This is a genomic window from Oligoflexus sp. (assembly GCF_035638955.1).
GTDB lineage: Bacteria > Bdellovibrionota_B > Oligoflexia > Oligoflexales > Oligoflexaceae > Oligoflexus.
The window spans coordinates 1-19,955 of record NZ_DASQYZ010000459.1; the positions used below are offsets into that span (position 1 = coordinate 1).

General features: G+C 54.5%; 19 protein-coding genes. 14 read left to right on the forward strand and 5 right to left on the reverse strand.

Annotated elements, in window-relative coordinates:
• Positions 1-50 precede the first annotated feature (50 nt).
• Together VE954_RS37570 and VE954_RS37575 are read right to left on the reverse strand one after the other, a co-directional pair.
• On the reverse strand, positions 51-629 hold the full coding sequence (locus VE954_RS37570) for a hypothetical protein (RefSeq protein WP_324962840.1): 579 nt from the start codon (positions 627-629) through the stop codon (positions 51-53).
• The gene (locus tag VE954_RS37575; protein WP_324962842.1) at positions 626-1,591 is read right to left on the reverse strand and encodes a polyprenyl synthetase family protein; all 966 of its coding nucleotides are present in this window, start codon (positions 1,589-1,591) and stop codon (positions 626-628) included. The genes VE954_RS37570 and VE954_RS37575 overlap by 4 nt, the downstream gene beginning before the upstream one ends.
• A gap of 224 nt (positions 1,592-1,815) precedes the next feature.
• On the opposite strand from VE954_RS37575, the gene ubiE reads away from it, so the two are divergent.
• The 14 genes from ubiE to trpA all read left to right on the forward strand — a co-directional run bounded on the left by ubiE (position 1,816) and on the right by trpA (position 17,048).
• The gene (gene ubiE / locus VE954_RS37580) at positions 1,816-2,523 is read left to right on the forward strand and encodes a bifunctional demethylmenaquinone methyltransferase/2-methoxy-6-polyprenyl-1,4-benzoquinol methylase UbiE (RefSeq protein ID WP_324962844.1); all 708 of its coding nucleotides are present in this window, start codon (positions 1,816-1,818) and stop codon (positions 2,521-2,523) included.
• Complete coding sequence (locus VE954_RS37585) at positions 2,520-3,851, forward strand: isochorismate synthase (protein ID WP_324962846.1); 1,332 nt, start codon at positions 2,520-2,522, stop codon at positions 3,849-3,851. Before ubiE ends, VE954_RS37585 begins: the two co-directional genes overlap by 4 nt.
• A 7-nt stretch (positions 3,852-3,858) precedes the next feature.
• Positions 3,859-5,607, forward strand: coding sequence for a 2-succinyl-5-enolpyruvyl-6-hydroxy-3-cyclohexene-1-carboxylic-acid synthase (gene menD / locus VE954_RS37590; protein ID WP_324962848.1), 1,749 nt, complete (start codon positions 3,859-3,861; stop codon positions 5,605-5,607).
• Positions 5,608-6,546 (forward strand): 1,4-dihydroxy-2-naphthoate octaprenyltransferase, encoded by a 939-nt coding sequence (gene menA, locus VE954_RS37595; RefSeq protein WP_324962850.1) that lies wholly within the window; start codon positions 5,608-5,610, stop codon positions 6,544-6,546.
• A complete protein-coding gene (locus VE954_RS44680) occupies positions 6,543-7,562 on the forward strand; it encodes a hypothetical protein (protein ID WP_324962852.1) in 1,020 nt (339 codons plus the stop codon). Before menA ends, VE954_RS44680 begins: the two co-directional genes overlap by 4 nt.
• Positions 7,559-8,932, forward strand: coding sequence for an AMP-binding protein (locus VE954_RS37605; protein ID WP_324962854.1), 1,374 nt, complete (start codon positions 7,559-7,561; stop codon positions 8,930-8,932). Before VE954_RS44680 ends, VE954_RS37605 begins: the two co-directional genes overlap by 4 nt.
• 51 nt (positions 8,933-8,983) lie before the next feature.
• On the forward strand, positions 8,984-10,225 hold the full coding sequence (locus VE954_RS37610; RefSeq protein ID WP_324962856.1) for an NAD(P)/FAD-dependent oxidoreductase: 1,242 nt from the start codon (positions 8,984-8,986) through the stop codon (positions 10,223-10,225).
• 318 nt (positions 10,226-10,543) lie between these two features.
• A complete protein-coding gene (locus VE954_RS37615) occupies positions 10,544-12,055 on the forward strand; it encodes an anthranilate synthase component I family protein (RefSeq protein WP_324962858.1) in 1,512 nt (503 codons plus the stop codon).
• Positions 12,052-12,639, forward strand: a complete 588-nt coding sequence (locus VE954_RS37620; protein WP_324962862.1) for an aminodeoxychorismate/anthranilate synthase component II — start codon at positions 12,052-12,054, stop codon at positions 12,637-12,639. The genes VE954_RS37615 and VE954_RS37620 overlap by 4 nt, the downstream gene beginning before the upstream one ends.
• Entirely contained in the window at positions 12,636-13,637 is a 1,002-nt protein-coding gene (gene trpD, locus VE954_RS37625; protein ID WP_324962864.1) for an anthranilate phosphoribosyltransferase, read from the forward strand. Before VE954_RS37620 ends, trpD begins: the two co-directional genes overlap by 4 nt.
• On the forward strand, positions 13,634-14,446 hold the full coding sequence (trpC, locus tag VE954_RS37630; protein WP_324962866.1) for an indole-3-glycerol phosphate synthase TrpC: 813 nt from the start codon (positions 13,634-13,636) through the stop codon (positions 14,444-14,446). The genes trpD and trpC overlap by 4 nt, the downstream gene beginning before the upstream one ends.
• Positions 14,436-15,080: a phosphoribosylanthranilate isomerase gene (locus VE954_RS37635; protein ID WP_324962868.1), complete on the forward strand. Its 645-nt coding sequence runs from the start codon at positions 14,436-14,438 to the stop codon at positions 15,078-15,080. Before trpC ends, VE954_RS37635 begins: the two co-directional genes overlap by 11 nt.
• Positions 15,064-16,239, forward strand: a complete 1,176-nt coding sequence (gene trpB / locus VE954_RS37640; RefSeq protein WP_324962871.1) for a tryptophan synthase subunit beta — start codon at positions 15,064-15,066, stop codon at positions 16,237-16,239. The genes VE954_RS37635 and trpB overlap by 17 nt, the downstream gene beginning before the upstream one ends.
• Positions 16,236-17,048 (forward strand): tryptophan synthase subunit alpha, encoded by an 813-nt coding sequence (trpA, locus tag VE954_RS37645; protein WP_324962873.1) that lies wholly within the window; start codon positions 16,236-16,238, stop codon positions 17,046-17,048. Before trpB ends, trpA begins: the two co-directional genes overlap by 4 nt.
• 6 nt (positions 17,049-17,054) lie before the next feature.
• Here trpA and VE954_RS37650 read toward each other — a convergent pair whose 3' ends face one another.
• The 3 genes from VE954_RS37650 to VE954_RS37660 form a co-directional block, all read right to left on the reverse strand.
• Complete coding sequence (locus VE954_RS37650; protein WP_324962875.1) at positions 17,055-17,261, reverse strand: hypothetical protein; 207 nt, start codon at positions 17,259-17,261, stop codon at positions 17,055-17,057.
• 172 nt (positions 17,262-17,433) lie between these two features.
• Positions 17,434-19,260, reverse strand: coding sequence for a Hint domain-containing protein (locus tag VE954_RS37655; RefSeq protein WP_324962877.1), 1,827 nt, complete (start codon positions 19,258-19,260; stop codon positions 17,434-17,436).
• Between the two features lie 137 nt (positions 19,261-19,397).
• Positions 19,398-19,835 carry a hypothetical protein gene (locus VE954_RS37660; RefSeq protein WP_324962879.1) on the reverse strand — a complete coding sequence of 146 codons (438 nt, stop codon included), beginning with the start codon at positions 19,833-19,835 and terminating at the stop codon, positions 19,398-19,400.
• Positions 19,836-19,955: the final 120 nt, after the last annotated feature.

Consider the following 19,955-nt stretch of genomic DNA (forward strand, 5'->3'; position numbering starts at 1 on the left):
CTACTATGATAAGATCGGTCGCCTTGGGAGTTTCCTTGATAACTCGCTATTTATTGAGTTATTTCAGGTTGTTGCGGTGGTATATTAGGTGGTATTGATGGGACTAAACTCTGGGAAAGCATGCCCAGAAGGTCAAAGACCGATCCACTTTGTCGTTTAATCATCTGGTCCAGGCTCTGCTCCACGATACGGATGAGCATCCCCAGCAGGGCCACCTTCTGCCGTTCAATGCCATGTTCCTGCAGTTCCTGCGGTTCCAGACTTTCGAGCAGAGAGTGCGAGGTCCGAATGCGGGCCATCATTTTACGTTCGCGCCGTCTGAGAGTATCCAGAATGGTGGCGCCCAGATCTTCGCGAGGCTTATACAGTCGTGTGCCGCGCTCGCTTTTGCCAGCATCCTCGATCACCGCGAAATCCTGCAGCTCTTTGAGGGAAATACTCACCAGGGCCTTGGAAATACGAAGGCGCCGCATGAGTTCGGCTGCATCGAGTGGGGATTGGGATAAATAGATATGGCACCAGATCTGGCCATGAACTTTTTTAAAGCCCCAGTACTCCATGAATTGCCCGACTTCCGAGGCGAATTCTTCGAGTTCTGTCAGGACACGTTGTTCTTCTTTTTTAGTCATATCCGCTGGGCCAGATAATTCACAAGAATTTTAAGCGCGGCAAGAGACTGTGGATCTTTTTGCCCGCGACGGCTTGCCGTTGCCTCTGATAGCATTTCAAGCAGCATATGTGCCTCCTCAACCAGTCGATCCACCCGCAGACGCACGCGCTCAATCGCATGGTCCAGAGTTCTGGGATCGGGTTCGATGGATTCAATGCGAGTCATATCCAACTGCTCGCGATCGTACGTCAGACACAGAGCTTCAAAAATCACGGCATTGATCACACGATTTTTAATGTCCGCGCCTTCCGATCCATCCCGCCTTTTAAAATCAAGAATATCGTCCGTCAGCTGAAAGGCAATGCCGATCGCTTCACCGAGGCGCCGGGCTTCCGGAAGCAAATAGCCGTCAGGATAAGCCAGCAGCGCAGGCGCCGCACAGCTCCACCGCAGGACGCTGCCGGTTTTTTTCAAAGCCACCCGTTCGACATCGGTCCAGCTGAGGTCTTTTTTCACACTGTTTTCAATCTGCAGCCATTCCCCTTCCGCAAGGTCGGCGATGATGACGGCCATTTCACTGACCAGATCATTGCGTCCCGTCTGGGCAATTTCCTGAAGCACATAAGCCAGCAGATAATCTCCAGCGAGGACTGCCCGCTTGTTGCTGGCTACGATATTAATGGAAGGTTCGCCGCGACGATATTCCGCATTATCAATCACATCATCGTGAGCCAGGGTGGAAGCATGCACGAGTTCGATATAACGGCTGAACGGTTCAATGGCCGTGTGCTCGACACCCAAAAGATCAGCCATCATAAAAGTCATCAATGGCCGCAGGCGTTTGCCACCCGAAAGCACGGTCTTGCCCAGCAGATTGCCAATGCGTGGATTGCGCTGCCATTCACTCAGACTAAAGTCGAGCCGTTGGATACTGTGCAGCACAGCGGGTGAAATGGCATGGGCAATCGATGCAATAGTCACGAGAGGATCCTGTCAGCCAGAGTTCATGAAATTTTGAACCAGAAAACGACCACCTGGTTCTGGCTCTCTATTTATTCCTCGATCCCGGCTTGAAGGCAAGTCTCTTCCTTAAAAAACAGAAATGTGGTTCGCATCGGACAGGTCAGAGGCCCGGGATTTTGGTTGAAGCTGCTCTTGCAAAAGGTTTATATAGTCGTGAACAACGACATAGGGATACCGGACTTATGCCACTGCCCCATGCGAAAACAGAATCCTACCGAATCTTCGATGCCATAGCTGGCCGATATGACGTTATCAATACGGTGCTGTCGGGTGGTCTTCATCGTATCTGGCGTCGGGCCATGCGACGCATGCTGCCGCAACGGTTGAATTTGACTGTTTTGGATTTGGCAACCGGGACCGGTGATGTGGCGCTGGAGTTGATCAAAAATCCGCATGTGCAGACGGTTCGCGGCCTGGACCTCTCGCAAGGCATGATCAGCAAAGGCCGGGACAAAGTCATCGCGTCTGGACTGACTGATAAGATTACTCTCGATGTCGGGGATGCCCAGCACATTCCTTTCCCTGACGCATCCTTTGACGCTGTCACTATGTCATTTGGTATCCGCAATGTGGCCGATGTGAATCGGTGCCTCAGCGAAATCTATCGGGTGCTGAAACCCGGAGGCCGCTGTCTTATTTTGGAATTTGGTTTGCCGCGCAGTCGCGCGCTGCGATCGGCGCATTTATTTTATTTGCGGCATGTCTTGCCTGGCCTGGGACGTATGCTCTCCGGTCATGCCACGGCCTACTCCTATTTGAATCAAACGATTGAAGAATTTCCTTATGGTGCGGCCTTTGCAGAACTCTTGACGAGTGCTGGATTCACAGATGCCCAGTTCCGGCCCATGAGCGGCGGGATTGTGCATCTCTATCGGGGTGACAAGCCTTGAATCTGTCGAGTTTTAGGGACTTTGAACGCGCTGGCTGGCAATGGCTGGAAGCCGGCAAGTTTATGCAGGCACGCCTGAATTTAACAGATCGCGTGCCAGCCGAGGCCTTTTTGCGTTTGCCGCCGGACTGGGCTTTTTTTTGGAAAAGCAAGGAAGCGAAGTCCTGGTTTTCGGCCTGGGGCCTTGCTGAAAAGATTCCTTTCAAAGATTTGATTGCATCATCTGTGGATCCATGGATCACGGTCTGCGGTGGATTTCCTTTTGCTCCTGCTCATCACTCCGGGAGCGAATGGCAGGAATTGGCCGATTCGCATTGGTTTGTCCCGAAATTTTTATGGCGCCAGGATCAGGACGCCGCTGTCCTCGAGGTCGTGTGTTCCCTGGCCAACGCCGAAAATAATGACAGCTGGAAAACGCAGCTGCTTGAGGAAGCCTGGCGGTTTTATCAGGCTCTGCATCAAAGCGCAGCGCCCTCGCCTTTGCCCATGTATGAGAGTCGGCAGGATGTTCCGTCCCGTTCGCGCTGGCATGAGATTATGGATGCCGCAACGGAACATATGAGCGCCGGTGATTTTGATAAAGTCGTGCTGAGCCGACGCGTGCGACTGCAATTTCCCAAGGCCCTGTCGGCGGCCGATCTTTTTCGTCAACTTTTGACTCTGCATGAAGAATCCTTTCTGTTTGCCTGTCAAAGTCCTGAAGGGCTTTGCTTTATGGGACGATCGCCGGAACGCCTTCTGGCCTGGCGGGACCGTGGCTTTCAATTGGATGCGATTGCCGGCACGCGACGTCGCAGTCTTTCGGCCAGCAGCGATCAGGCGTTTTCCGATGATATGCAGCAATCGCCCAAGGAGCAGAATGAGCATCGCCTGGTTCGTCAGGCGATCACGGATCTCTTGCACGCGGAAGGGGTTGTCTTCGAACCCGTGGAAGAACAGGCCATCATTCGTTTGCAGCATGTTCAGCATATGCGGACGCGATTCAAAGGCGAAGTGCCGGCGGGTCGATCGTGTGCGGAATTGCTTCCCCTCCTGCATCCGACACCGGCGGTCGGCGGCTATCCGCGTGGCCCGGCTCTGAATTTCATGCTGCGGGAAGAGGGCTTTGATCGGGGATGGTTTGCTGGAGGCATCGGCGTGTTTCAAGGCAACCAGGGTGATGTTGCCATTGGGATCCGATCGGCTCTGGTGGATGGTGCCAGACTCTGGATTTATGCCGGAGCCGGTATTGTGCCGGGATCGGATGCGGATGCCGAATGGCAGGAAATAGAAGCTAAAATGCAAAACTTCCTGGGCTTGCTCCAAGCCGAGGACGCTTCACTCAAGTGAGCCCCTTATGGAATCAACGATCAAACCGTGGCTGACCCAAAACTGGAATACCTTTGCCAGCTCGCTCCTCATCCACGGATTATCCCGCCTGGGCGCCCGTGGTTTTTTTGTTTCCCCGGGATATCGCGATGCTCCCCTGATTGCAGCCCTGCAGGCAAGGCCTGATCTTTATGTGAAGTCATGTCCCGATGAAAGGGCCGGCGCCTATGAAGCACTTGGCTTTGCCAAAGCCACACGGCGACCGGCCGTACTCGTCTGTACATCAGGAACCGCAGGAGCGAATTATCTGCCTGCGATCATTGAAGCCAAAACTGATCAGATTCCGTTGCTGGTGATCACGGCCGATCGCCCCTTTGAAATGGTCTTTGCCGGAGCGCAGCAGGTTACCGATCAAAGACAGCTGTTTGGAACCTTCGTCAAGCAAAGTCTGGATTTTCCTGCCCCGGGTCCGACAATGGATCTCGCCGCCTGGTTATCCTATGCGCGCATGCTGGTGGAAATCAGTAGTGAAGGTCGGCAGGGTCCGGTGCATTTGAATCTGCCCTTCCGTCTGCCGCTTGATCCTGTGGAAACTTCGGATCGGCCGACAGATTCCGTTCTGGCTGAAGCACAAAAACTTCTCCAGCGTCTGGCTGTGCAACCACCGATTACCGTCGAATCGCGTTTGACGCCGACCGTGGCGCGTGACTGGGTGGACGATCTGCGTTCAGCGGAACGAGGTCTTATTATTCTGGGCCGTATCCAAGGCCGTGAGGAGCAGCGGGCTGCGGCGTCCCTGGCGGCCTCGCTGGGCTGGCCTTGTTATGCGGATATTACCTCAGGCGTCAAAGGACGCCTGGATAACGAGTTGATGGATCCCACCCATCCGCTGCTGTCCCAGGCTCTTGAAGCCTATCAGCCGGATGTTTGTCTTTATTTGGGACGGCGTCCCGTCACTGGATTTTTTGATACCTATTTGCAAAAAGTCCAGCCTCGCGCCTACTGGATTTTTTCGCCTGAATCGACGGTGCAGGACCCCAGTCATTTGCCGCAGAGACGGCAGATCACGGTTGATATCACGAGTCTAACCAAACTCTGGAGCGGTGGTCCATTTGTGCCAACACCGGCGCATGATGCTTTGTGGCAGGTATCGGAACAGGTGCGGACGACTTTGGCGAAGCCTTTGTATCAGGGTTTTTGTTTTGCGGATGTGGCTCAGGAAATTGCAGCAGCGATTCCCACCCGGGATCATGGTTTATTTTTGGGTAACTCGACCGCGATTCGCGCCTTTGATAGCTGGTGTGATCTGCAGGGCAAACGTCTGCCCCTGGTGGAAGCCAATCGTGGTGTGAATGGTATTGAAGGTCTGGTGTCCACCAGCCTTGGTCTCGCGGCCGGGTCGGAACATGGCTGGACCGTGGTGCTCGGTGATGTCTCCGCTCTGCATGATTTGAATTCGATCCTGGCGCTGCCCCAGGCCGCGGCTCCCATCATTCTGGTTGTGGTGAATAACCGAGGTGGGCGCATCTTTGAGTTCCTGCCGATCCAGGCCCACGGCTGGGTGAAGGATCCTTTGATCACAACGCCCCATGACTTTCGTTTTCAAGGTCTGGCCGAGATGGCTGGATTATCCTATGAACTGTGCACGAATCGCCTGAGCTTCCGCGACCTGTACCAAAAAGCTCTGCAGTCCCGAACCAGTTGTTTGATCGAATGTGAGCAGGATCCGCTGGCCGATCAGAAGTACGTGCAGGCTTTTAAAAAGGAGACGCCTTAAATGAATACTGCCGTTTCCACGCCTGTTACGATTCAGCCTCGGTCCTGGCGAGCTCTGATTCAGGCCATTCGTCCTCCCACTTTGCTCGCTGGATTGGGTCCGGTCCTGATCGGGATCAGTCTGGGTGTGCATCAACGTGATGTGATGAAGATCAGTGAAGGCGCCGTGGTATTCCCAGCGTTAGCCGCTCTCCTGCTGGTCGTTTTTTTGCAGGCAGCCGCCAACCTTGTGAATGATGCCAAGGATGCGGAAAAAGGTGTGGATAAAGGCGAACGATTGGGGCCGATCCGCGTCGTGCAAAGTGGGCTCCTGACGATTCCGCAGGTGCGGCTGGCTTACTGGACGATGTTTGCTCTGGCAGCCGGCCTTGTCGTGGCTTTGTTTGCGATGAATCCGGCGCCCGTGATCCCGCTGGTGGCACTGGCGTGCGGTCTGGCCGCATACCTTTACACGGCGGGTCCTTTTCCTCTGGCCTATTATGCCCTGGGCGAAATCCTGGCCTGTATTTTTTTTGGACCTATTGCCGTGATGGGAACAGTCTATCTTCTGACGGGCTACATTCTTTGGGAAACTGCCTTCTGGGGTCTGGGTTCCGGTTTGATCGCGGCAGCAATCATGGCTGTGAATAATCTGCGTGATCGCAAAGGTGATAAGGATGCCGGCAAGCATACGTTGGCGACTCTCTCGAGCGAACAGACAGCGCGCAAATTGCCTCTTCTTTTAGTCATGGCGAGTGCGATGATTCTGGCCCTTTACGGATTTGAGCATAACAAGGTGATCATCGCGGTGCCCTGGGCTCTGCTGGCTTTGTCCTTTATACGCCGCCGTATCACCCCGCGTTTGCAAGGGGAAGGACCCCTGTTGAACGAGGCCCTCAAATTTACGGCGCTCTTTAATCTGTTTTACGCCATGCTGTTTGCGAGCCTGGTTCTGTTATGAGTTTTCGCGCGATGACCCTGCAGCATCAGGAGCTGCCATGGACCTGGCCTCTGCAGCTGGGTAACGGTGTTCCCATGTTGCGAGCGCGGACCATCATCACCGCCATCGATAGTCGTGGGCATGAACATCAAGCTGAACTTGCTCCCTGTCCTGGTGTGCATCCTGAAACTCTGGGCGACGCCTGCCGGCTCTGGCAATCGACCTGCGCTCCTCGTCTTCTGAGTCAATCCTTGGTACTGAATCCATGGCAATGGACCCGGCCTTACTTTGGACTGATCGAGCTGCCGGCCACGCCCTTGCGATCGGTGCAAACAGCTGTGGAACAATTACTCCTGAGCTGGGCGCAAAGTCAAAGTCCCGAGGTTTTTTCTCTTGCCGATACGATGACACTCGAAGGTTCCGCTTTGCTCGCGCTGCAAGCGGATCGTGAAACCAGCTGGCAGGAATTCTTGCAGCTCTGGGATCAGGGCTTTCGCATTTTCAAGTGCAAGGTCGGGCGTCTGCCTGCGTTGCATGAATTCAATTGTTTGCAAAGAATGACTCAGCATGGTCAGGGACTCCTGCAATTGCGACTGGATGCGAACCGAGGGATGAGTTCACAGGATGCGGCTTTTTGGAAGAATCACTCTCAGGGTCTGCCGATCGTTTATTGGGAAGAGGCCGCCGGTTTTTATCCGCAGGCCCTTGATGAAACCCTCTGGGATAGTCACGAGACCATTCCTGCAGCCCTGGCCTGGATTTTAAAACCGAGCCGATTGAGTCTCTCGCACACCGTGCATCTTCTGCAGAAAGCTGCCGCCGAAAATATTCCATGCGTCCTCAGCAATGCTTTTGATTCCGGCCTGAGTTTACGCTGTTCGGCATGGATCTATGCGGCGTTTTGCAAAAATCCCCAACCTCTTGGTTTTGGGACCGCCCGTTTTCTACCGGACGATGCGTGGCAGAGTGAATCCTGGGGGGCATCTCAGGTGCTGGTTCCAGGAACACCTTTTGCGATGCGGGAGAATAGGGGATGAGCGTTGTGCAGACTCTATTGAAGGCACAAGCTTCCCAGCCGTGCTGGCAAACGTTGGATGGCTTCATAACCTATGGGGATCTCGAAGCCAGGATTCGACGTTATGCGACCCTGCTGCAAAGTTCAGGCGCGCAAGCTGGAGATCATTGGGCCGTTCGAGGCTGGTCGGCCTTGGATACATTTGCTCTCCTGCTGGCCTGCCTGTGGCAAAGAGTGGTGCTTTTTCCTCTGCCGGATCGCTTGCCGGATGCCGTGCATCAACGAATGATGCTGCAGGTTCCTCTCCAGGGCTTTTTCGTTGGCCCATCCGTGCCCGTGAAACCAGAGATGCAAGGTCCCATCACGTGGGATGACGAGGCTCCAGCGGTGGGAATATTTACGTCCGGTTCCACCGGCATGCCGAAAGCCATTGTGCATAGCTGGAAAAGTCTCAGCCACTCGGCTGTCACAACCAATGAGTTTTATCAAGTGCAGCCTGGGGATTCCTGGCTTTTAAGTCTTGATCCTGCGCATATTGGGGGTTTGCAGATTGCTGTGCGCTGTTTTCTGCGAAGCGCTGTGGCCTGGCATCTCACGGAACCGAAGGCCGTGGTTGATGTCCTGCGAGTGCAGGCACCCTCTTATATTTCCCTGGTTCCCACCCAGCTTTATCGATTGCTGCAGGATTCGCAGGCCGTTGAGAATTTGCGCCATTGCAAAGCCATCATCCTGGGTGGGGCGGCGGCCTCGCTCGATCTTGTGGATCTGGCCATTGGTTGTGGACTGCCGGTATCCGTCAGTTATGGAAGCAGTGAGACCGCGGCGCAATGCACGGCGCTTCCGCCCGGTGCGCGACCCCTGCATCCCGGCGATGTTGGACAATTGCTCCGTGGATGGGACTATGCGCATGCAGGGGAGACTTTACGCCTGCGTGGGCCGGCGTCTTCGCGCGGTTTTTATCAGCAGACAACGTTTCATGCCCTGCTGGACGCCGAAGGCTGGTTGACCCTGCCCGATCGTATCCTCTGTGACCAGGGTCGTCTTACTGTTTTGGGTCGGGCCGATGGTATTTTTCAGGTGGCTGGTGAAAATATATCCCCGCTTGATATTGTGCAGCCTCTGGAACCCTTACGCCATGATTCGGATTTTATAGCCCTTCCATGGCACGATGCAGAATACGGAACCGTCCCTGTGCTCATCGTGCGGTCAGCCCGTTCTCCCGATGTTGCGGCTGTGGTGGCCTTGCTGCAAAAACATCTGACGGGTGTGCAAAGGCCGCGGTCCATCTATTGGCATCAGAGTGACGATATTGGCAAGCTTTCGCGTCCTTATTATGAGAAGGCACTGGAAGAGCAGGCCCTTCCTCTGCTATGGAAACTGGGCGTTGAGTAAGCCTAGGCGTTAACCAGGCCACCTCAGCAAGACCCTCATGGAGACAGGACTTTGGAAGAATTTGATCTGATCGTGGTCGGTGGTGGTGCGGCTGGATATTTCGGTGCGATTGCGTGCGCGGAAACCAGACCCGGCAGCCGCGTTGTGATCCTGGAAGCCACCCCCCGCGTGTTGACCAAGGTCAAAATATCCGGAGGAGGACGCTGCAACGTCACCCATCATCAGTTCGAGACCAAGCGCCTGGTGGCGAGTTATCCGCGCGGACACAAGGAATTGATCGGAGCATTCCATCGCTTTCAACCGCGCGATACCGTGGCCTGGTTTGCCGATCATGGCGTGGAATTGAAAGTGGAGCCGGATGGTCGGATGTTTCCCATCACCGATTCTTCACAAACCATTATCGACTGCCTCGAAAGGACCGCGCACGACAATGGAGTCGAGGTCCGTCTGCGAACTTTGGTGCAGCGCATTGAAAAGGTGGATGAGCATTTCCTTGTGCACACCAAAGAAGGCACCGTTCTCCGTTCGCGGTTTCTTTTACTCGCCACCGGCAGCATGCCCTTTGGTCAAAATCTGGCCCGTGATCTGGGGCACCGTTTGGTGGATCCTGTGCCTTCGCTCTTCACCTTTGAAATCAAGGATCCGCTGCTTGAGGGTTTATCCGGGACGAGTTTCCCTCGCGTTCACATCCAGCTTAAAGTGGCCGAAGCCGCCCAGGATTTTCAGCAGGAAGGGCCCTGTCTGATTACGCATTGGGGATTGAGTGGACCCGCAGTGCTCAAGCTCTCGGCTTTTGCCGCGCGTGAACTGTTTGCCAGTCACTATAAAGCGCAAGTGCAGATCAACTGGGAACATCCTTTAAAATTTGAAGCGGCTCTGCAGCAGCTCGAAACCCTGAGGCAGCAGTATCCGAAGAAAAGAGTCAGCAATGAAAATCCTTTCAGCTGCACCCGCCGTTTTTGGGAGGCTTTGCTGCGTGAATCGGGAGTTCAACCGGCCCAGCTTTATGCCGAGACGGGCAAAAAAAATCTGCAGGATATCGCGCGTCGCCTGACAGGTACCATACTCACGGTTGAGGGCAAGGGTGTGTTCAAGGAAGAGTTCGTGACAGCGGGCGGAGTGTCGCGCGAGGAAATCGATTTTCGGCGCATGGAAAGCAAGGTCTGCCCTGGACTCTTTCTCTCCGGAGAAGTGTTGGATGTCGATGGGATCACCGGCGGGTTTAATTTTCAAAATGCCTGGACCGGATCATGGCTCGCCGCTCAGGCCATTGCCCAGAGTTTAAACAGTTAATGCACGTTCCAGGCCCAGGCCCTGGCCTGCCTGCCTTTCCTTATGAAGAAATCCAGCGTGCACGGCTGGAAGCCGTATCAGCGCTTCGATGCGTGAAGACGCCATGCTGGCTGAAATCCGCAAGTGGCTTCCAACCTGGTGTACGATGATCAGGTAAAGAAAGAAACAGCCGAGGACAGAGCCTTTCGCAAAAAGGCAAAAGCTTCTTGTCACCTTGGGCGAATCGTAGTACGAATTTTAAAAAGTCTGATGAAATGCAGACCAAGGCCACGCTCACATTCAGGATGTTCAGTTTGCTTAATATAGCCTGGAGACATTGTGAATATCTACCCAACCCTCAAGGAAATCAGGGGTTTGGCGCAGCGTGGGTTTCCGCTGATACCGGTCGGTATCGAAATACCAGCGGACACACTCACGCCCGTCAATGCCTTCTTGCGTCTGCGCGCAAGCGGGTCCACCCACACCTTTCTGCTCGAAAGTGCCGACGGTGGCGAAGAAGTTGGTCGCTACTCCTATCTTGGCATTGATCCCTTTGCTTCCTTGATCAGCAAAGCCGGACAGCTTACCTTTCACAATTTTGTAACGGACCAGAAAGAAACCCAGGACACCAGTTTCGCGGCGGTCGGGGCCTATTTGGAACGCTATAAGACACCGAAACTCCAGGGTTTTCCGCCTTTTGTCGGGGGCGCCATTGGGTATTTTGGTTATGATTGTGTGCGATATCTGGAACGCCTGCCGGAAACCGAGGCGGGCAATGCCCCCAATGAACTGAACTTCATGTTCTTTGGCACCACGCTGGCCTTTGATCGCCTCCGGCACCGCCTTTATATCGTCACACTGATTCCAGGTGACAGCACGTATTTGGAAACAGCTGTGGCGGATGCCGAGCAGCGCCTCATGCAAATTAAAAAGCGTTTGCTCACGGCAGCCGGACCGGATGAGATTTTGGATCTCTCACTCAGTGAGCTCTCGGATATAGAACCCGTGCCGGCTGAAACCATGCTGGGTCAGGATCAGTACATCGAAGCTGTTGGCAAAATCAAGGAACACATCCGTCGCGGTGATATTTTTCAATGCGTGCTGTCGGATCGATTCCGTTTTCCTGTCAAAGCGGATTCCTTTACGATCTATCGCATTCTCCGGATGATCAATCCTTCGCCTTATCTCTATTATTTAGGCCTCGGTGATGAAGTTCTTTTAGGCTCATCACCCGAGATGCTGATGCGGGCCACGGGATCCCTGGTGGAAACCTGCCCCATTGCCGGAACAAGGCCACGCGGCAAGGATCCGGACGAGGACCGTAAAATGGAACGCGATCTCCTGGCCAGCGTGAAGGAGCGGGCGGAGCATCTGATGCTGGTCGATCTGGGCCGGAATGATATCGGCCGTGTTGCCAAACCAGGTTCCGTGGAAGTTAAAAGTTTTATGCACGTCGAACGCTATTCGCACGTTATGCATATCGTGAGCCAGGTCGCCGGTCAGCTGAAGTCCGGCACTTCAACCTGGGAAGCCTTCGGCGCCTGTTTTCCAGCCGGGACACTGACCGGTGCTCCTAAAATTCGGGCGATGGAAATCATTGCCGGTTTGGAGAAGAAGGCCCGTGGACCCTACGGTGGCGCCATTGTCTGCAAGGATTTTGCCGGGGATCTGAATTCCTGCATCACCATTCGCAGTCTTTTTCTGCGTGATGGCTACGGTTACGCCCAGGCAGGCGCCGGTATTGTTGCCGATTCCAAGCCGATCAAGGAGTATGAAGAGGTGCTGAATAAAGCCAAGGCTGTACGGACAGCTGTGGCCGCGGCTGAGAAGGTGCAGGAGGGACGTTCATGATACTCCTGATCGATAATTATGATTCGTTTACCTATAACATTTACCAGTACCTCGGCTGTCTCGGAGCCAAGGTCAAGGTGGTCCGCAACGATGCGATCACGGTCAAGGATGTAGCCCGATTGAAACCGGAGGCCATTGTTTTATCCCCGGGACCAGGCACCCCGGATGAATCGGGCATCACCCTGGAAACGATCAGCACCTACGCGGGGAAAATTCCCATTCTGGGTGTTTGCCTGGGTCACCAATCGATCGGCCAGGCTTTCGGCGGCAAGGTCATTCGTGCCAGCAAACTGATGCACGGGAAAACATCGACGATCAAGCACACCAGCAAGGGTGTTTTTAAAGGTTTGCCGAATCCGCTCGAAGTGACCCGCTATCACTCCCTGATTGTCGAGCGCAAATCCCTGCCGGATTGTTTGGAGGTGACCGCCACCACCGATGATGGGTTGATCATGGGGCTTCGGCATAAGCGCCTGCTGGTGGAAGGCGTGCAGTTTCACCCGGAATCGTACGTGACGCAGAACGGTATGGATATGCTGAAAAACTTTTTGGATCTGGCTGCGAAACGAGGAACCAAACTGTGAAAGCTTATTTGCAAAAGCTCTTCAAATCCCAAAATCTGACACGCGACGAAGCGCAGGCGGCCACGACCCTTATTATGCAGGGCGGCGTCAGTGTCGAAGAGATCGCCGGATTTTTGGGAGCCCTGGCGGGCAAAGGCGAAACGGTGGATGAAATCGTCGGATGCGCCAGCACCTTGCGGGCTCATGCGGTCCCGTTGCAGCCGAAGCGCCGTGATCTGATCGATGTCTGCGGCACGGGCGGTGATGGCGCCGAGACCTTTAATATTTCGACCTGCAATGCTTTGGTTTTGGCGGCGGCTGGTCTTGGGGTTTGCAAGCATGGCAATCGCGCGGTTTCAAGTCGCTGCGGCAGCGCTGATGTTCTGGAAGCCTTGGGCATTACCATCGATATGCAGCCCGATCGCGCCGCGTCTGCCATTGACAGCTGTGGTTTTGCCTTTCTTTTTGCGCCTCACTATCACCCGGCCATGAAGCATGTCGGACCCGTGCGCCGCGCCCTCGGTGTGCGCACGGTTTTCAATTTGCTTGGACCTCTGGCGAATCCTGCGCCGGTAAAGCATCAGGTTCTTGGCGTCTTCGATCCTGACCTTGTGCCGATGATGGCGGAAGCTCTGCAAAAACTTGGGACGGAAGCCGCGTTGGTGGTATGCGGTGACGGCGGCCTTGATGAATTGAGTCTCTCCGGCCCAAGCCGCGTGTCCCAGCTGAAAGACGGAAACATTCAACACCTGTCTTTAAGCCCCGAGGATTTTGGACTCTCCCGCGCGCCTCTCGAAACTTTAAAAGGCGGCGATAAGGAAGCCAATGCCCGCATTGTCGAAGCCGTGCTTCGCGGGGAACGCAGTCCACGTCGGGATATTGTCGTGATGAATGCAGGAGCGGCGCTGGTGATCAGCGGCCGGGCTCATTCCTGGCGGGACGGTGCGGAACAGATTGCGACCGTGATTGACAGCGGCCGGGCTTATCAAACTTTGGAAAAGATAAGAGCATTTGCATGAGTGGACAGGATAAAACAGCCAGCAGTGTTTTGCATAAAATCGGAAAGACCGTCGAGGACCGGGTCCGCAGGGATCGTGCGCTGCTCAGCGAGCAGGATCTTCTGGCCCAGATTGCAGCAACGGGATGGAAGCCCAAGGATTTTCGAGCGCTCTTTGAACGACGTGGTTTCAATGTGATCGCTGAAATCAAACTGGCCAGTCCCTCCCGTGGGGATATTGCGCCGGAACTCAAGCCTCTGGACGTGGCGCGCGATTATCTTGAAAACGGCGCTGCCGCTCTTTCGATCCTGACTGAACCCCTGTTTTTCAAGGGTGATATTGCCTACCTGAAGGCCATACGTGCCGCTCATCCGGAGGCCTATCTTCTGCAAAAGGATTTTGTCGTCGATCCTTATCAGCTTTACCAGGCGAAGGCCGCTGGTGCGGATGCCATTCTTATCATTGTGGCTCTGCTGGGTGAGCAGGGTTCTGCAGACATTCTGCGAACAGCCAGGCAGCTGGGTTTGACCGCGTTGGTTGAAGTTCACAATGCGGAAGAGATGGCCATCGCGAATAAAATTGGCGCCGATCTGGTGGGTATCAACAATCGCAATCTCAAGGACCTGAGCATATCCCTGGACGTTTCCCTGCAGCTGCGGCCTTTGGCCCCGGCCGGTGCGCGACTCATCTGTGAAAGCGGAATTGAAACGCACCAGGATATGCATCGATTGCACGCCGAGGGCTTTCATGGCTTTTTGGTGGGCACGAGCCTGATGCGCACGGGGCATCCGGGTGAAGCGCTGGCGAGGCTGATTCAGCATGCGCATTAAAATCTGTGGCATCACTCGAACCGAAGACGCGCGCCTGGCCATGAGTCTGGGGGCCTGGGCTCTTGGTTTTATTTTTTATGACAAGAGCCCGCGCTTCGTCGAAGCGAAGCTTGTGCGCCAGATTTTGGACGAACTCGCGGCCGAAGGGCTGATCCCCCAACGCAAGGTGGGGGTGTTTGTGAATGCGTCAGCCGAGACCATTCACCAGACTGTGCAGGTTTCAGGAATTGATACGGTTCAGCTGCATGGTGATGAAACGTTGGCCTTCAGTCAAAGTTTAAAGGGCCTGCGCCTCTGGAAAGCGATTCGTCTGCGAACGGCGGAGCAGCTTCATGAATTACCTTCCTTTGAGCCTTATGTGGAAGCCTTTCTCTTTGATGCGGCTGTCCCGGGTCAGTACGGAGGCACGGGTCACACCACGGACTGGTCACTGGTGGCATCCTTTCCAAGCTCCCGGCCTGTGATCCTGTCAGGTGGACTTCATCCCGATAATTTTCAGGCCGCCGCGGCCACTGTTCCTGCTTTTGCCTTTGATCTGTCATCGGGCGTGGAAGTGAAACCCGGGATCAAGGACGCTGATAAACTTCGCAAACTTTTTCTCTTAAGGAGTCCTTCCCATGACTCAAACTCCTGATGAACGCGGCTATTATGGTCGATATGGTGGACGCTATGTTCCCGAAACTCTTTACCGCCCCGTGATGGAATTGGAAGAAGCGTACCAGCGTTTTTCTGCTGACCCGGCTTTTCAAGCGGAACTCAAACATCTGCTCCACACCTATGTGGGCCGGCCGACCCCGCTGAGTTTTGCCAAACGTCTGACCGAACATCTGGGTGGAGCGCAAATTTATCTGAAGCGCGAAGATCTCACCCATACCGGAGCCCATAAAATCAACAATGCGCTTGGGCAGGTCCTCCTGGCCAAACGCATGGGCAAAACCCGTATTATCGCCGAAACGGGTGCCGGTCAGCATGGGGTCGCGACAGCCACGGCTTCGGCTCTATTAGGCCTGGAGTGCCAGGTTTATATGGGAAGCGTGGACATGGCCCGCCAGTCGCTGAATGTCCGGCGCATGCGACTGCTGGGAGCCACCGTGGTGCCGGTGGAAAGTGGTGCCAAAACTTTAAAAGATGCTGTCAACGAAGCGATGCGCGATTGGGTCACCAACGTACGCACGACCTTTTATAGTCTGGGTTCGGCGCTTGGACCGCATCCCTATCCGCAGATGGTCCGTGATTTTCATAAGGTCATTGGCGAAGAGGCGCGCGCGCAGATTCAGGAAGCCGCCGGTCGATTGCCGGACGAGCTGGTGGCCTGCGTGGGCGGTGGCAGCAATGCGATCGGGCTCTTCCATCCTTTCCTCAATGATGCCTCGGTGATGATGACCGGTGTGGAAGCAGGTGGACATGGGATTGTTTTGGGACAGCACGCAGCACGTTTTGCGGGCGGGCAGCTTGGTGTTCTTCACGGAGCGTTGACCTGGCTTTTGCAGAATGATGATGGTCAGGTGCAGGACACGCATAGCATCTCCGCAGGCCTGGATTATCCGGCTGTCGGACCTGAACACGCACTTTTGCACGAAACAGGACGCGCGCAGTACACTTATGCCACGGATCAGGAAGCGCTGGAAGCCTTCCGTCTCCTCTCCAAGCTCGAAGGCATCATTCCCGCCCTCGAAAGTTCCCATGCCATCGCTTACGTTTTGAAAAAGGCGCCCACTTTGAGCAAGGATAAAATTCTGCTGGTGAATCTTTCCGGACGTGGTGACAAGGATTTGGAAGGGGGCGTAGGATGAGCCGCTTGCAGAAGGTCATTCGCGATCGGCAGAAGGAAGGCAAGAAATCTTTTGTCGCCTATATCACGGCTGGTGATCCCAGTCTGGCAGAAACCATGAACCTGGCTCAGGCTCTGGCGGAATCGGGCGTGGATATCATTGAACTGGGCGTCCCCTTCTCGGATCCCCTGGCCGATGGTCCCACCAATCAACGAGCTGCGGAACGGGCGCTCGCCTCCGGAACGAGTCTGCTCAAGATTCTGGATGAGGTGGCGCAATTCAGAAAGCGCAACACCACCACGCCGATCGTCATCTTTTCCTATTTGAATCCCATCTATCGGATGGGCTTTGATAACTTTGCTAAAAAAGCGCAGAGCGTCGGGGCTGATGGTGTTTTAATCGTCGACTTTCCTCCCGAGGAAGCTGACGCCTATCGTCGTACGATGCAGGCGGCCGGCCTCGATACCGTGTTTCTGGCTTCGCCGACCAGTGATGAAAAACGTTTGCAGCATGTGGATGAGCAATCCTCGGGTTTCGTCTACTACGTGTCCCGCACGGGTGTCACCGGCATGCAATCCGAACTCTCGCAGAGCCTGGGTCAGGAGATGGGCCTTGTCAAACGTCTGGTGAAAAAACCGGTCATGGTGGGCTTCGGTATTTCCAATCCGGAGCAGGCCGTCGCGGCCGCACAACTCGGTGATGGCATCATCATCGGCAGCGCCATCGTCAAAGTCATCGAGGATGCACCTGATGCCAGCGCGAGACTTGCCGGTGTTCGCCAGTTTGCGAGTGGGATTCGCGCCGCCTTGGACCGAGCGTTTCATGCCTGAATGATTCTAGCCGATCGCCTTGAGCTCCTCACGAGCCAGGGCGTCGCCTCCTTCCGATCGCAGCATGAGCTGAATCACAAGGCTCAGTCGAAATTCCAGTTTTTCACGACTCAGAGGATCGCCTTCCAGCTTATGCCATGCTTTTAAGGGGGCGGATGTGATCTCGAAGGTGTCAAAGCAAGAAGCCAGTGATGGCCCCGTGTCACGGAACATAATGATTCCTCCAACAGAAATGTTGCGAGGATTTGCGACGCAAACAAAAAAGCCAAACCCAAGGTTTGGCAATATTTGCGCATCGTTTCGGCACTTTAGCAGAGAAAGCTGCAATCGGCCACAAACCCTTGTTACATCAAACGATAAATCTGTCGCCAGCCGTTTGCAAGATCTATTTTTCGTAAACCCACCGATCGGTGCCTGCTGCATTTTTCTGCAGGCGGGATTGGATGTAGAGATCCCCGGTCACCACTCCGTTGGCCAGCACGTAGTGGTCGCGCAGGTCGTCGCCCGCCTTGAGTTCCAGGTTCCAGACGACAGGAGCCTTGTCACCCTTCGGCACGACGGCAATCTGCTGAATCACACCTATGGTTCCCTGTTCGGTGCGGACACGATCGCCTTCCTGCAATTCAAAGGCAGGCTTGGGACCCTGACTGGTTGGAAAGGGATGCGTGCCGGTCACGCGCACGGTGTTTCCTTCGATTTGCACATCAAACATGGGGACATTTTCCGGGCCCCGGGTCATCCGGGCAATCGACTGCGCACGCCTCGTCATGGGATTCCACACCTGATCACGTTCCGTCAGTTCCGTGATTCGCTTTTGGGTGCGACCGTCACCCAGAGTGATCATCGTTTCATCCGCGAAGCAACCACAGGCGCCGCGAACGAACAGGAATTTTCTTTTACAGGAGGGCACAGTGTAATACACATATTCCACCGAGTCCCAGCCTTCACTGGTCAGCTCGGCAAAGGTGTTGGGCGTGCGGCCGTTTTTGGCCACGAAACTTTCCGCAGGGTTCCGGACATTCTCGCAGAATTTTACACTTTTTATTTTCACCTGCTCGTTGCGCATGTACATACTATGGTTCCGTGAATAGTCACCATACTTGCGATCCTGAGCATCGGCGACGGCTGCGTCCATATAGGTGTCGCCTTCATACCAGGGACATTCATCGTTGCAGGCGGCTTTGAATTCGTCGTCGGATAGATCCTTGCCTTTATCCCAATAATTGACCACGGTAAAGGAATGCGAGACCTCATGATTGGGCGCTTCGGAAATTTCGCCCTTGGCATTGTACAGCACGGCCTTGATCGTGAAATCACCATTGGCTGGGGTCATGCTACAATTCGCTGGATCCGAGTTGAATCCGACAAACTGATAACGCGTTGTGCCAATGATCACGTTGCTCGCCAGCACGTTGGTCGCCGCGTGATTCGTTGGCTCCCCGGTATCCTTGTTGAATATGCTCAGTTCAACCGGGTTTTCACCGTTGACCAGGATAACAGCTTTATAGACCACGCCTGAAGCTGTGACACGCAGATCGTAGTCACCGATGCTGATATTACTGAAGTCTGTGCTCCAAAGGTTGGCACCGGCAGGGCTGATTTCCAAAATAGGATTGCTGGGCTGCGGCACCGGCACCGGAATACGGGCCTTGCTGATCATGGTACTGGTCTGGCCCTTATCCACCTTGGTGGTTTTGACTTCAACGTCCACCGACTCCACGTAGTCGAAGTTCAAGGAACGATTGAAATTGGCCTTGAGAATGCGAATAAATCCGTCCTGAGGTTTCAGTACGGTTTGACTCTTCACGCCGTTAAAAACCTGTTGCAGGTCGGCCTTGCTCAGGTCGCCCGTATCCACCAGATTCATCTTGATCCACTCGTTGCCGCTCAAGGCGACATCATCGGTGGGGATCTTGGGATTTTTGGTCATCTGCCGCCAGTCAGCCAGCCAGTAGTTTTGAGGATAAAGTGCAGGCAGGTACTCAGTATCGACTTTGCCATTATTCAGCAAAGCTTTAAATTGAGCCACTGCATTCATGTTCGAAAGGGCGGCCGAATCATTGGTGGCTTTGACCCTGGCGTGCATGACCGTGTCCGTGACCTTCTGCTGATTCTGCATCACATAGAAACTGGAGAGTGCCAGCGCCACGAGTGCGACCAGTCCCGTCATGGTCGCGGAACCCTGTTCATTATGTTTCTTATGGAATGCCATGTGGTCCCCTTTTTCCCGCCTTTGACTCCAGGAGCCAAGGCCGCGGTGCTTGCATTGTCCTTTAGACAATTTCGGAAAAAAGAAGACCGGGATTAAGATTCGAAATCTTACTTTTTGGGGAGTAAAGGGGCCAGAGGTTAGCCCTTGTCCTGACAGTCTTTTTCGGTGCGCGGCATGCCTTTTTCAAACCACTTGAGGAAAATACCCTGGACTATGGGATCGAGGGGTTTGGTCAGAAGGTTGTTGGCAATGCGGTTTTTAGCGGCAGCAGCCGTGGCCTGCCAGTCCTCATACGTAAGAAACTTGATGCCGTTGAAGGAGATTCGCTCGTTGTGGCAGCTGTCACAGTGGTTCGCGGAAAGATCCTTGATCCACAATTCGTAGCTTGGGATTTCGAGAGTGTCACACATCACGATGGGTTTAACGGGTTCCTTTTTCACAGGCTCCTGGGTTACGGGCTGCTGCTCGGCTGTATTCTCCGCGGGTGTGGCTTCGACCGGGCTTTCCGTGTTTTCCTTTTGACAGGCACTTGCCGCGAGGTAAATCATCAAAAGTCCAGGCATCACCCTCTGCATGGTCAACCCCAAAATAATGTGTGGTGTTCATGGGCGTGCAAATTGGATGCCTAACGCGGCGTAAGGCTAAGCCCTTGACACAACTCGATCAGCAGCACTCCAACTGCGGAATGCGGCACG